The sequence below is a fragment of the Chelativorans sp. ZYF759 genome, assembly GCF_012911015.1.
Taxonomy (GTDB): Bacteria; Pseudomonadota; Alphaproteobacteria; order Rhizobiales; family Rhizobiaceae; genus ZYF759.
The window spans coordinates 1-12,615 of record NZ_WVVV01000008.1 but is presented as its reverse complement, the minus strand read 5'-3'; the positions used below and the strand labels follow the sequence as shown (position 1 = coordinate 12,615).

The following is a 12,615-nucleotide window of genomic DNA, read 5'->3' as shown; positions in this document are numbered from 1 at the left end:
ATGCAGCTGACGGTCTGGACATATGAAGGCCCGCCGCATGTCGGCGCGATGCGGATAGCGGCGTCGATGGAAGGTCTGCACTACGTTCTTCATGCGCCCCAGGGCGACACATATGCCGACCTGCTGTTCACCATGATCGAGCGCCGCGATACGCGCCCGCCGGTCACCTACACCACATTCCAGGCACGCGATCTCGGCAAGGACACCGCGGAGATCTTCAAGACGGCCTGCGCGCGTGCCGTTGAACGCTTCAAGCCCGAGGCGATCATCGTCGGCGCCTCGTGCACAGCCGAACTCATTCAGGACGATCCGGGCGGGCTCGCCGCGACCCTGGGTCTCGATATCCCGGTCATTCCACTGGAGCTTCCCTCCTACCAGAAGAAGGAGAATTGGGGCGCGTCGGAGACCTTCTATCGCCTGGTGCGTGCCTTTGCACCGGCGCCGGATAGGCCGCGCCAGATGCGGCGCGCCGGCCAGAGGACCTGCAACATACTCGGGCCGTGCGCGCTCGGCTTCCGACATCGCGACGACATCGTCGAGGTTCGGCGGCTCCTGGAGGAACTCGGTGTCGGCATCAATCTCGTCGCACCGCTCGGCGCGCGGCCTTCCGATCTGCCACGGCTTGCCGACGCCGATTTCAACATCGTGCTCTATCCCGAGATCGCTCAGGTTGCCGCCGACTGGCTGAAGCGTTCGCATGGCCAGCCCTTCCTCTCGGTGCCTCCGATCGGGGTCGGCGCCACCGACAAGTTCATCAGATCCGTCGCAGAAATGGCAGGCATCGATACCAGCGTGCAGCATCCTCCCGAGCTCCGCCTGCCCTGGTATTCGCGCTCCATCGACTCGACCTATCTGAGCGGTAAGCGGGTCTTCATCTTCGGTGACGCCACCCACGCCATCGCGGCGGCCCGCATCGCGCGCGACGAACTGGCCTTCGAGGTCTGCGGACTCGGCACCTACAGCCGCGAATTCGCACGCGAGCTGCGCGCCGAAGCCCATGAACAAGGCGTCGAGCCACTGATCACCGACGATCACCTCGTCGTCGAGGACGCCATCATCGCGGCGCAGCCCGAGTTGGTGCTCGGTACGCAGATGGAGCGCCATGTCGCCAAGCGTCTGCGCGTTCCCTGCGCCGTCATATCGGCACCCGTCCATGTCCAGGATTTCCCGGCGCGCTACTCGCCCCAGATGGGCCGCGAAGGCGCCAATGTCATCTTCGATTCCTGGGTGCACCCGCTGATGATGGGCCTCGAGGAACATCTTCTGGGGATGTTCCGGGAGGACTTCGAGTTCAACGACGAGCAGCACCCCTCGCATCTTGCCAATGCGGGTGCCGCCTCGAAGCGCGTGCAGCATCCTGCCGAGCACGAACTCATCGTTCTAGCCCAAACGCTTTCATGGGACGGCGAAGCGGAAAAGGAACTCAAGAAGATCCCCTTCTTCGTGCGCGGAAAGGCGCGGCGCAATACCGAACGCTATGCCGCCGAACGTGGACTGATCACCATCACGCTAGAGACCCTGTACGATGCCAAAGCTCACTTCAGCCGCTGACGCGACCCCGATCGCCGTCACCATCGTGACGCTCGACAGCCACATGGCGAGCGCGGTCGAGCGGGCGGGTGCGACGCTGCGTGACGAACTGCCGGGGTTGAGGCTGACGCTGCATTCGGTGGCCGAGTGGGGCGGCAATGAAGCCGCTCAAGAGCGCTGCCGGCGTGACATCGCGCGCGCCGACATCATCATCGCCAACATGCTTTTCCTCGAAGATCACATCAACAAGGTCCTGCCCTGGCTGGAAGCGCGACGAGACGATTGCGACTGCATGATCGGCTGCCTTTCGGCTGGCGAGGTTGTCCGGACGACACGGATCGGCGGATTCTCGATGTCGGAGAAGCAAGGGGGCGCGATCTCCCTGCTCAAGCGCTTGCGGGGCGCCGACAAGAAGGGCCGCTCAGGCGGCCGCCAGCAGATGAAGATGCTGCGTCAGATCCCGCGGATCCTGCGCTTCATCCCGGGCAAGGCACAGGATATCCGGTCCTATTTCCTCACCCTTCAATTCATGCTTTCGGGGTCGGACGAGAACATCCGCAACATGGTGCGCCATCTGATAGGCCGGTATGCCGCCGGCCCACGGGCCCAGCTGCGCCAGACGGTCAAGGCCAAGGCACCGATCGTCTATCCCGAGACGGGGCTCTACCATCCGGCCCTGGCGGGACGGGTGACCGAGACGGTCGGCGAAATCCCGACGGCGGGTGGCCAGAGCGGCACCGTCGGGCTCCTCGTCATGCGCTCCTACGTGCTGGCCGGCAACACCGCCCATTATGACGGGGTGATCAAGGCACTGGAAGAAAGAGGCCTCAGGGTGGTTCCGGCCTTCGCCGCGGGCCTCGACGCCACGCCGGCCATCGAGCGCTTCTTCATCGACAAGGGCGGACGGCCGACGGTGGACGCGGTCGTCTCGCTCACCGGCTTCTCGCTGGTCGGTGGCCCGGCCTACAACGATTCGGGCGCGGCGGAGACCATGCTGGCCCGGCTCGACGTGCCCTATCTCTCGGCCTTCGCCATCGAGTTCCAGAGCCTCGAGGAATGGCGCGCCGGCGAACAGGGGCTGACGCCGGTCGAGACCACCATGATGGTGGCCCTGCCGGAGATCGACGGCGCCACGGGTCCGATGATCTATGGCGGGCGTTCGGTCCCTTCCGAACGCGGCCGGATGGAAGGCGGACGCCGCGACATGGAATGCGACCCCGAGCGCGCAGCCATGCTGGCGGGGCGCGTGAAAAAGCTCATCAGCCTGCGCCGCACGGAGCGCGCGGAGCGCAAGGTCGCGATCGTGCTGTTCAACTTCCCGCCCAACAGCGGGGCGACCGGCACCGCGGCGCATCTATCGGTTTTCCGCTCGCTGTTCAACACGATGCAGGCGATGCGGCGCGACGGCTACTCGGTCGACCTGCCGGCCGACGCCGAAGCGTTGCGCGACCGGATCCTGCACGGCAACGCCGAGCTTCTGGGCCAGCAGGCGAATGTAGCCGGGCGGATTCCCGCCGACCGCCATGTCGCCCGCGAGAAATATCTGAATGAGATCGAGGCCCAGTGGGGCCCGGCGCCCGGCACCCATCAGACGGACGGGTCGGCGATCCTGGTGCTTGGCGAGCGGTTCGCAAACGTTTTCGTCGGCATACAGCCAGCCTTCGGTTACGAGGGCGACCCGATGCGCCTGCTCTTCGAGAAGAGCTTCGCACCCACCCACGCCTTTTCCGGCTTCTACAGCTGGCTGCGCGAGGATTTCGGCGCCGATGCGGTGGTGCATTTCGGCACCCATGGCGCGCTTGAGTTCATGCCCGGCAAGCAGAGCGGCCTTTCCGCCGAATGCTGGCCCGACCGGCTGATCGGCGACATGCCCAACATCTATCTCTACGCAGCCAACAATCCTTCCGAAGGCACGATCGCCAAGCGCCGCGCCGCGGCCACGCTGGTGAGCTACCTCACCCCGCCGATCGCGAGCGCCGGTCTGTACAAGGGACTGGTTGACCTCAAATCCTCGCTTGACCGCTGGCGCGGCCTTGCGCCAGACGAGATCGAGTCGCGCATCCGGCTTGCCGACATCATCCGCGCGCAGGCCATTGAGCTCGATCTCGCCGACGAGGCCGCGTCCTGGCCGACGGACGCATCCGCCCAGGTATTGGCACTCGTCGACCAGCTGACCGAACTGGAAGCCACGCTCATTCCGCATGGCCTGCATGTGATCGGGGAGGCTCCGACGATCGAAGAGCGGGCCGACCTCCTGCAGCTCGTCGCCGAGGCTCAGGGGACCGAGTTCGACCGTGACGCGGCCCTCGAGCTCGCCCATGGCCGCCGACCTTCCCTTGACGGTCATGACGATCTGCTCGACCGGCTGGCCGTCACCGCGCAGCAGCTCTCCGTCGACACCGAGATCGACGCAATTCTCACCGCGCTCGATGGCCGCTACATCCGGCCGGTGTCGGGCGGCGATCTCATCCGGTCGCCCATGATCCTGCCGACCGGGCGCAACATCCACGGTTTCGACCCCTTCCGGTTGCCGAGCGCCTTTGCGGTCGCCGACGGCGCCCAGCAGGCTGAGCGTCTTCTGGCCCGGCATGTGAGCGACCATGGCGCGCTGCCTGAAAGCGTGGCGCTGGTGCTATGGGGCACCGACAACATGAAGAGCGAGGGCGGGCCGATCGGCCAGGCGCTGGCCCTGATCGGTGCGACACCGCGCTTCGATTCCTATGGCCGACTGGCCGGTGCCGATCTCATCTCGCTCGATCGTCTTGGGCGTCCGCGCATCGACGTCGTGATGACCTTGTCGGGCATCTTCCGCGACCTGCTGCCGCTGCAGACCAAGCTGCTGGCAGAAGCCAGCCTGGTTGCGGCGCAGGCCGACGAACCTCTGGACATGAACTTCGTCCGCAAGCACGCGCTGGCCTATGCCGAACTGCATGGCTGCGACATTGAAGAAGCCGCTCTCCGCGTCTTCTCCAATGCGGCCGGCGCCTACGGCTCCAACGTCAACCAGCTGATCGACGCCGGCTGCTGGGACGACGAGGACGAACTGGCCGAGGCCTATACGCGGCGCAAGTGCTTCGCCTATGGACGCGACGGCAAGCCGGTGCAGAAGAGCGAACTGCTTGCCACCATGCTCAAGGATGTCGAGGCCGCCTACCAGAACCTGGAATCGGTCGAGCTCGGCGTGACCACGGTCGATCATTATTTCGATACGCTCGGCGGGATCAGCCGCGCGGTGCGCCGCGCCAGCGGCCAGGAAGTGCCGGTCTATGTCGGCGACCAGACACGCGGCGAGGGCAAGGTCCGCACCCTGTCCGAGCAGGTCTCACTTGAAGCCCGGACCCGCACGCTCAATCCCAAATGGTACGAGGGGCTGCTGGCCCACGGCCATGAGGGTGTGCGCCAGATCGAAGCGCATGTGACCAACACGCTCGGCTGGTCGGCGACAACCGGCCAGGTCGCGCCCTGGATCTACCAGAACATGGCCGAGACCTTCGTGCTCGACGACGAGATGCGCCGGCGCATGGCCGACCTCAATCCCCGCGCTGCCTCGAAACTCGCCAACCGGCTGCTCGAGGCCAACGACCGCACCTACTGGACGCCGGACGACGCCACGCTCGACGCCTTGCGCCGAGCCGGAGACGAACTCGAAGACCGCGTCGAAGGCGTGGACGTGGAGGCAGCAGCATGAACGTGTTCACCCATCCCAAGGACCTCAAGCGCGCAGCTGGCCGGGGGGACGGCGAAGGCAGTGTTCAGGTCAGCTTGGACCCCACGCTGAAGATCGAGACAGCCAAGGTCTTCGCAATCTACGGCAAGGGCGGGATCGGCAAATCGACCACCTCGTCCAACCTTTCCGTCGCCTTTTCGAAGCTCGGCAAGCGGGTACTGCAGATCGGCTGCGACCCCAAGCACGATTCCACCTTCACGCTGACCAAGTCGCTCATCCCTACCGTGATCGACGTGCTTGAACAGGTCGACTTCCACACCGAGGAGCTGCGGGCCGACGACTATGTTGTCGAAGGATACAACGGCGTGCGCTGCGTCGAGGCCGGCGGCCCGCCGGCTGGCACCGGCTGCGGCGGCTACGTGGTCGGCCAGACCGTCAAGCTGTTGAAGGAGCATCACCTGCTCGAGGACACCGACGTCGTGATCTTCGACGTGCTCGGCGACGTCGTCTGCGGCGGCTTTGCCTCGCCGCTCCAGCATGCGGAGCGCGCGCTGATCGTGGCAGCCAACGACTTCGATTCAATCTTCGCGATGAACCGCATCGTCGCCGCCATCAAGGCGAAATCGAAGAACTACGATGTCAGGCTCGGTGGCGTCATCGCCAACCGTTCCCGCGATACAGACCAGATCGATCGCTACAACGACGCGATCGGCCTCAAAAGACTCGCCCATTTCGGCGATGTCGACGCGGTGCGCCGCTCCAGGCTGAAGAAGTCGACGCTGTTCGAGATGGAGGACTCGCCCGAGGTCCGTGCCGTCCAGGCGGAATACATGCAACTGGCCGAGACGCTGTGGGCCGGCACCGACGCGCTGGAGGCAGCGCCAATGAAGGATCGCGAGATCTTCGATTTCCTGGGGTTCGACTGATGTCCGACACGGCCTATATCCAGCGCCGCGGCGAGATCCGCACCTATTTCGACCGCACCGCCGTCGAGGGCTGGAAGCGGCTTGCTGGCAATGGACCGCTATCGGCCATCCGCGAGACGGTGCGGCGGGGGCGTGCGGAGATGCGGACGGCCATCCTGTCTGCGCTGCCGGCCGATCTCTCCGGATGGCGGGTGCTGGACGCGGGCTGCGGCGCGGGTGCGCTGTCGGTCGAACTGGCTCGTCGCGGCGCCGACGTCGTCGGCATCGACGTTGCGCCCTCCATCGTCGAGTTCGCGCGCGACAACCTGCCGACCGATCTCGGACGCGGCTCGATCGCCTATGCGGCCGGCGACATGCTGGCAGAAGAGCTCGGCCAGTTCGATGCCGTGGTGGCGATGGATTCGCTGATCCGTTACGAGCCCGAAACCGCGATCGACTCGCTGGCCCGTCTTGCCGCCAGGACCGAAAGGCAGATCGTCTTCACCTTCGCGCCCTGGTCGCCGGCGCTGGGGCTGATGCACCGCGCGGGCAAGCTGTTCCCCCGCGGCGACAAATCGCCGGCAATCGTCCCGGTCAGACCCGAACGTATCGCAATGGGCATCGACGACAGACTGCAATCGTCCGGCTGGCGCCCGGGCGCGACGCGTCGCATTTCCTCCGGCTTCTACACCTCGCAGCTGATGGGGGTGTCGCGGTCATGAGACGGTCGACCATGGCACAGGCTTGGATCAGGCTTGGAACGCGGTTCCTGCCGTTTGCCGACGCCGCGACCACCGGTCTTCCGCTCGGCCGGCTGCTCCGTCTGTCGCTTTTCCAGGTCTCGGTTGGCATGGCGCTGGTGCTTCTGACCGGCACACTCAACAGGGTCATGATCGTCGAACTCGCGGTTCCGGCCTCGGTGGTGGCGATCATGGTGGCGCTGCCGATCCTGTTCGCGCCGGTGCGCGCGCTGATCGGCCATCGCTCCGACACCTACCGCTCCTATCTCGGCTGGCGGCGCGTGCCCTTCATCTGGATGGGCACGCTCCTGCAGTTCGGCGGGCTGGCCATCATGCCCTTTGCGCTCCTGGTCCTGTCCGGTGGTGGCGAGGCGGCCCTTCCCCATGCCGGCGTGATCGGTGCGGCGCTGGCCTTCCTGCTTGTCGGCGCGGGCCTGCACACGGTCCAGACCGCCGGACTGGCTCTCGCCTGCGATCTGGCGCCGCCTGAAAGCCGTCCGCGCGTCGTGGCGCTCCTCTATCTGATGCTGCTCATAGGCATGTTGCTCAGCGCACTGATCTTTTCCGTCATCCTCGCCGAATTCAGCCATGTGCTGCTGATCCAGGTCGTCCAGGGCGCGGCCGTCGTGACCATGGCGCTGAACCTGATCGCGCTCTGGAAGCAGGAAGGTCGCAACCAGGCCGCAACCGATCCGGCTCTGCCGCGCCAGGCCTTTGCGGAAGCCTGGGCGCGCTTCATTGCCGTGCCGCATGCCAAGCGCCTTCTGGCCCCCATCGCGCTCGGCACAGCGGGCTTCACCATGCAGGACGTGCTGCTCGAACCCTATGGCGGGGAGGTGCTTTCGCTCACCGTCGGCCAGACGACGCTGCTGACGGCGTTGCTCGCCGGAGGCACGATCTGCGGGCTGGCTCTCGCCGCCTATGCGCTCGCGCGCGGTTTCAACACGTTCCGGCTGGCGGCCTTCGGCGCGCTCATCGGAATCGTCGCCTTCTCGCTGGTCATCGCGTCCGCGCCTTTCGAATCAACGCTCCTGTTCAGGATCGGCACATTCATGATCGGCTTCGGCGGCGGGCTGTTCACGGTCGGACTCCTGACAGCCGCAATGGACATTGCCCGGACGACAGGCAGCGGCATCGCGCTCGGCGCCTGGGGTGCGGTTCAAGCAACGGCGGCCGGCGCCGCCATCGCCATTGGCGGTGGGTTGCGCGACGCGGTGGAATTCATGGCCGCTCGCGACATGCTCGGCCCTGCCTTCCAGACCCCCGAGGCCGGCTACACGGTCGTCTACCACATCGAGATCGCGCTGCTGTTTGCCGCCCTCGCCGCCGTCGGGCCCCTCGCCCGCTTCGCCGGCGTGGCCGAACCGGCAGAGCGCGGTCGTTTTGGAATCGAGAGTTTTCCCGGCTGAAGCCGCAAAGGAGAAGAGCATGTATCCCGTCGAATTCAGCAACTATCTCGATCTGGCGCAGGTTCTGCTCTACGTGTTCTGGTTCTTCCTGGCCGGCCTCATCTTCTGGCTGCGCCGCGAGGACCGCCGCGAGGGATACCCGCTGGAATCCGACCCAACCGGGGAGGTGCGGGGGATCGACCCCATCTTCATGGCGCCGCCCAAGACCTTCCTCCTGCGCGACGGCACCACCAAGACCGTTCCGCATGACGAGCGCGACATGCGCGCGGTCGCTGCCACGCGCCTCGGCGCCTGGCCCGGCGCGCCGATCACGCCGACAGGCGACCCGCTGGTCGACGGCGTCGGTCCGGCCGCCTGGGCCGAGCGGCGCGATGTCGCCGACACGACCTGGGACAACCGGGACAGGATCGTGCCCTCGCGGGTCGATGGCCACTATCACGTCGCCTCGGGAGACCCCGATCCGCGCGGGATGACCGTCTTCGCCGCCGACGGTGAGCCGGCGGGCATCGTGACCGACATCTGGGTTGACCGAGCCGAACACTGCATCCGCTATCTCGAGGTCGATCCGGGTCCCGGCCGGGGTCCGCTGCTCGTGCCCATGACGCTCGCCCGGATCGTCGGCAGCGACTTCAAGGAACCGAGCGTGAAGGTGAAATCGATCACGGCCGCCCAGTTCGCCAACGTGCCGCGAACCAAGTCTGCCGACCAGGTGACCTTCCTCGAGGAGGACCGCATCTGCGCCTATTTCGCCGGCGGCCACCTCTATGCAACCCGACAGCGCACGGAGCCGATATTCTGATGGACGACCATGACGACTTTGCTTTCGAGCCCATCCGCGGCCTGCCAGAGCGTCTGCCACAGGGCGAACGCCTCATCTGGCAGGGTGCGCCCGACTGGCGGCTGCTCGCCGTCGAGGCCTTTCATGTACGCAAGGTGGCCGTCTATTTCGCAGTCATCGCAGCCTTGCAGGTGGGATCGGCCATGTCGGGCGGAGAGCCCGCAGTTGCTGCGCTTTCCGGCCTGTGGATGCTGGGTCTCTCGGCTGCTGGCGCGCTTGCCATCCTCTGCGGGCTGGCCTGGCTCTATGCGCGCACCACGGTCTATTCGCTGACCTCCAGGCGTATCGTGATCCGCGCTGGCCTGGCGCTTCCCGGCACGCTGAACCTGCCACTTTCGCTGGTGGAGACCGCAACCGTGGCTCGGCGCGCCAACGGGGCCGGAGGGGTCGCCTTCGCGGTGACGAAACCGAACCGCGTCGCATGGATGGTCGCCTGGCCGAATGCGCGGCCGTGGCGCTTCAACCACCCAGAGCCGATGTTCCGCGCGCTGGCCGATGTCGAGCCGGTGGCACGCCTAGTGGGTGAAGCACTGGCGGAGTGCGCCGGCCCGGTCAAGTCGGCTGCCATCCGCCCCGCCAGGGCAAAGGGCAAGACAGAAGCGGGATTGCTGCCCGACGCCGGCCAGCCGGCCTGAGGAGATATGACAATGGCGCGCACGACCTGGAAACCCGATCCGCTCAAGAGGCCCGCCATGGCCTGTGGCAGTCTCGTCGCCCTCGCCGTCGCCTTCGCGGCCTTCGGCCCGAAGGCGGAGCTGCCGCGGGCGATCGAGAACTCGCCCGTCAATGAACGTCTCGGACTTCGATTCTTCGACAGCGCCGACGGCACGGTGACGGCGCAGAACGCAGACACCGGCGCGACGATCGTCACTCTTGGAATCGGCGAAGGCGGCTTCGTGCGCCAGGCGATGCGCGGGCTGGCGCGCGATCGCATGCTGCGCTCGATCAGCGACGAGCCGCCATTCCTGCTCTATCGGCTTGCCGACGGCAAGCTGGTGCTCAGCGATCCGGAGACAGGCAGGGCGATTGCCCTCGACTCCTTCGGTCGCTCCAACGCCGCCTCCTTCGCGGCATTTCTCGGTCACGGGAGGGAACCGAAATGATCGAACATATCAGCCTTCGCAGACAACGCATCGACGTGCCCTGCACCATCGAAATCGAACACAGCTGGGAGAGCCTGCACGCCCATGTCGACCTGGACGGGATCCTGGTCGGGCCCGGCGACGAGGTCCACGTCCATGGCGACGAGATCTCGGTGCCGTTCGGCGAGAAACGCGTGCTTCATCGCATGGCGACGGTTACCCGCGCCACGGCACCCGAGCGCCTTTGGGTCAAGATGACCGGCGACTTCGAATTCATGGAACTGCTGGAATTCAGCTTCTCGTCGGAGGCACGGCCATGACCATCGAAAAACTCTCGCTTCGCCCCAGGGACACCGACGGCATGGCCGCGGAGGACACGCTGCTCGCGCCGCGCTTCTATACCACCGATTTCGAAGCCCTGGACCGCATGGACGTCTCCCCTGTCCGCACGGAATGGGACGCTCTTCTCCAGGAGATGGAGGACGACCCCAACAAGGGGCACTTCAAGCGCAACGCGGAATGGGACAAGATCGATTTCGAAGCGCTGCCGTCCGGCCTGCGCGACGAATTCGTGGATTTTCTCGTCTCTTCGCTGACGGCCGAATTTTCCGGGTGCGTGCTCTACAAGGAGATGAAGAAGCGCGGCAAGAACCCGGAGATGGTGCGGCTGTTCTCCTATATGAGCCGCGACGAGGCCCGCCATGCCGGCTTCATCAACGATGCGCTGAAAGAGGCCGGTATCGGCGTCAATCTCGGCTTCCTGACCAAGGCCAAGAAATACACCTATTTCCGGCCGAAATTCATCTTCTACGCCACCTATCTTTCGGAGAAGATCGGCTACGCCCGCTACATCACCATTTTCCGGCATCTGGAACGGCACCCCGACCGCCGGTTCCACCCGATCTTCAAATGGTTCGAGAAGTGGTGCAATGACGAGTTCCGCCATGGTGAGGCCTTCGCCCTTCTGATGCGCGCCAACCCCGACCTGCTCAAGGGGATGAACCGGCTCTGGGTGCGCTTCTTCCTGATCGCCGTCTACGCGACCATGTATGTGCGCGATCATGCCCGGCGGGAGTTCCACAAGGCGATAGGGATGGATCCGACCGACTATGACTACAAGGTCTTTCGCATCACGAACGACATCACGCGGCAGGTCTTCCCGCTGGTGCTCGACATCGACAATCCGCGCTTCCATCGCGGACTGGAGAAGCTCCGCCGCATCAACGAGGCAGTAGCCGCATTGCCTCCGAAGGGCATCGGCGCGCGGTTGAAAAAGGTGGGCTATTCGCTCGCCGCCGCATCCGCCTTCCTGGGACTCTACACGATCCCGACGGTGGAGAACGACCTGCCTGAGACCAGCCGCATGCAGCCGGCCTGGTAGGAGGAGAAAACGCGCCATGGCCTACGTCCTGCCAGCTATTTTCGCCCTCTTCGTCTGGTGGTTTGCCACTGGGGCGATCATCTGGCTGGACGGCTTGCCCAAGCACACCTTCAAATGGAGCATGGCCGGGGCGACGTTGCTTGCCCTGGCCGGCCTCTATGGTCTTTCGACGAGCGCCGGCGGCAGCGAGCTCTGGGACACCTATGTCGCCTTCGCCTCGGTGATGGCGGTGTGGGGCTGGGTCGAGATCAGCTTCTACATGGGCTGGGTCACCGGACTCCAGAAACACCGTTGCCCGCATGGATGCTCAGGATGGCGGCATTTCGGTCACGCGCTGCGTGCCAATGTCTGGCACGAGCTGGCGATCGTCGGCTTCCTTTCCGCCATTGCCTGGCTGACCTGGGATGCGCCCAACCAGATCGGGCTCTGGACCTTCATCGTCTTGTGGTGGATGCATGAGAGTGCGCGCCTCAATGTCTTTCTCGGGGTCCGTAATCTCAACGAGCACTTCGTTCCAGATCACCTCGATTTTCTGAAGGGCTTCCTGCGCAAGGCAGACATGAATCTGCTTTTCCCGGTCTCTGTCACGGTATCGACGATCGTGTGCACGCTTCTGGTCGTGGCAGCGGCGTCGGCCACGACGCCGTTTGAGCAGGCTAACTACACCTTGCTGGCCACCATGATGGCGCTTGCCATCCTTGAGCACTGGTTCCTGATCCTGCCCTTGCCTTTCGAGCGGTTGTGGTCCTGGAGCCTCGGCTCACGCAAGGAGCCAACCCGCACCGGTCCGAATGTCGCGGCCGGGGTGGCATCCATGCCGATCGCGCTTGCGTCGGCCAACAACAAATAGACCGCTCGGATTCGCGCGGACAAACCCGATGGGGGATGAGATGACTGTGTTTGAGGCTCTTTTTTCCGAGAGGCTGGCTGCCTTGCACGATGAGGGACGCTATCGGGTCTTTGCGGATCTGGAGCGGCGGGCGGGGTCGTTTCCGCGTGCCAAGCGTTTCGTGGGCGAGGAGGCGCGCGAGGTCACGGTCTGGTGCTCCAACGACTATCTTGG

The 12,615-nt window shown here is 65.3% G+C and carries 11 protein-coding genes and 1 pseudogene; all 12 read left to right on the top strand.

What is annotated here, in order from left to right; genetic code table 11:
- The gene (bchB, locus tag GRZ55_RS13950; protein WP_169287558.1) at window positions 1-1,551 is read left to right on the top strand and encodes a ferredoxin:protochlorophyllide reductase (ATP-dependent) subunit B; all 1,551 of its coding nucleotides are present in this window, start codon (window positions 1-3) and stop codon (window positions 1,549-1,551) included.
- Entirely contained in the window at window positions 1,526-5,218 is a 3,693-nt protein-coding gene (locus GRZ55_RS13945; RefSeq protein ID WP_169287557.1) for a magnesium chelatase subunit H, read from the top strand. The genes bchB and GRZ55_RS13945 overlap by 26 nt, the downstream gene beginning before the upstream one ends.
- Window positions 5,215-6,123, top strand: a complete 909-nt coding sequence (gene bchL, locus GRZ55_RS13940; RefSeq protein WP_169287556.1) for a ferredoxin:protochlorophyllide reductase (ATP-dependent) iron-sulfur ATP-binding protein — start codon at window positions 5,215-5,217, stop codon at window positions 6,121-6,123. Before GRZ55_RS13945 ends, bchL begins: the two co-directional genes overlap by 4 nt.
- Window positions 6,123-6,824: a magnesium protoporphyrin IX methyltransferase gene (gene bchM / locus GRZ55_RS13935; RefSeq protein WP_169287555.1), complete on the top strand. Its 702-nt coding sequence runs from the start codon at window positions 6,123-6,125 to the stop codon at window positions 6,822-6,824. The genes bchL and bchM overlap by 1 nt, the downstream gene beginning before the upstream one ends.
- An 11-nt stretch (window positions 6,825-6,835) precedes the next feature.
- The gene (locus GRZ55_RS13930) at window positions 6,836-8,251 is read left to right on the top strand and encodes a BCD family MFS transporter (protein ID WP_246734750.1); all 1,416 of its coding nucleotides are present in this window, start codon (window positions 6,836-6,838) and stop codon (window positions 8,249-8,251) included.
- A 19-nt stretch (window positions 8,252-8,270) separates the two neighbouring features.
- On the top strand, window positions 8,271-9,050 hold the full coding sequence (gene puhA / locus GRZ55_RS13925) for a photosynthetic reaction center subunit H (RefSeq protein ID WP_169287553.1): 780 nt from the start codon (window positions 8,271-8,273) through the stop codon (window positions 9,048-9,050).
- Window positions 9,050-9,724: a photosynthetic complex putative assembly protein PuhB gene (puhB, locus tag GRZ55_RS13920; protein WP_169287552.1), complete on the top strand. Its 675-nt coding sequence runs from the start codon at window positions 9,050-9,052 to the stop codon at window positions 9,722-9,724. The genes puhA and puhB overlap by 1 nt, the downstream gene beginning before the upstream one ends.
- Before the next feature lie 12 nt (window positions 9,725-9,736).
- Window positions 9,737-10,192, top strand: coding sequence for a photosynthetic complex assembly protein PuhC (gene puhC / locus GRZ55_RS13915; RefSeq protein WP_169287551.1), 456 nt, complete (start codon window positions 9,737-9,739; stop codon window positions 10,190-10,192).
- Complete coding sequence (locus tag GRZ55_RS13910) at window positions 10,189-10,491, top strand: hypothetical protein (RefSeq protein WP_169287550.1); 303 nt, start codon at window positions 10,189-10,191, stop codon at window positions 10,489-10,491. The genes puhC and GRZ55_RS13910 overlap by 4 nt, the downstream gene beginning before the upstream one ends.
- Complete coding sequence (gene acsF / locus GRZ55_RS13905; RefSeq protein ID WP_169287549.1) at window positions 10,488-11,552, top strand: magnesium-protoporphyrin IX monomethyl ester (oxidative) cyclase; 1,065 nt, start codon at window positions 10,488-10,490, stop codon at window positions 11,550-11,552. The genes GRZ55_RS13910 and acsF overlap by 4 nt, the downstream gene beginning before the upstream one ends.
- A gap of 16 nt (window positions 11,553-11,568) precedes the next feature.
- A complete protein-coding gene (gene puhE / locus GRZ55_RS13900; protein ID WP_169287548.1) occupies window positions 11,569-12,402 on the top strand; it encodes a putative photosynthetic complex assembly protein PuhE in 834 nt (277 codons plus the stop codon).
- 40 nt (window positions 12,403-12,442) lie between these two features.
- Window positions 12,443-12,615, top strand: a pseudogene (locus GRZ55_RS13895) (5-aminolevulinate synthase); the annotation flags it as partial.

Bases quoted from the DNA above. Each gene is read 5' to 3' on its own strand.
- bchB (WP_169287558.1), top strand. From the start codon at position 1: ATGCAGCTGACGGTCTGGACATATGAAGGCCCGCCGCATGTCGGCGCG.
- GRZ55_RS13945 (WP_169287557.1), top strand. From the start codon at position 1,526: ATGCCAAAGCTCACTTCAGCCGCTGACGCGACCCCGATCGCCGTCACC.
- bchL (WP_169287556.1), top strand. From the start codon at position 5,215: ATGAACGTGTTCACCCATCCCAAGGACCTCAAGCGCGCAGCTGGCCGG.
- bchM (WP_169287555.1), top strand. From the start codon at position 6,123: ATGTCCGACACGGCCTATATCCAGCGCCGCGGCGAGATCCGCACCTAT.
- GRZ55_RS13930 (WP_246734750.1), top strand. From the start codon at position 6,836: ATGGCACAGGCTTGGATCAGGCTTGGAACGCGGTTCCTGCCGTTTGCC.
- puhA (WP_169287553.1), top strand. From the start codon at position 8,271: ATGTATCCCGTCGAATTCAGCAACTATCTCGATCTGGCGCAGGTTCTG.
- puhB (WP_169287552.1), top strand. From the start codon at position 9,050: ATGGACGACCATGACGACTTTGCTTTCGAGCCCATCCGCGGCCTGCCA.
- puhC (WP_169287551.1), top strand. From the start codon at position 9,737: ATGGCGCGCACGACCTGGAAACCCGATCCGCTCAAGAGGCCCGCCATG.
- GRZ55_RS13910 (WP_169287550.1), top strand. From the start codon at position 10,189: ATGATCGAACATATCAGCCTTCGCAGACAACGCATCGACGTGCCCTGC.
- acsF (WP_169287549.1), top strand. From the start codon at position 10,488: ATGACCATCGAAAAACTCTCGCTTCGCCCCAGGGACACCGACGGCATG.
- puhE (WP_169287548.1), top strand. From the start codon at position 11,569: ATGGCCTACGTCCTGCCAGCTATTTTCGCCCTCTTCGTCTGGTGGTTT.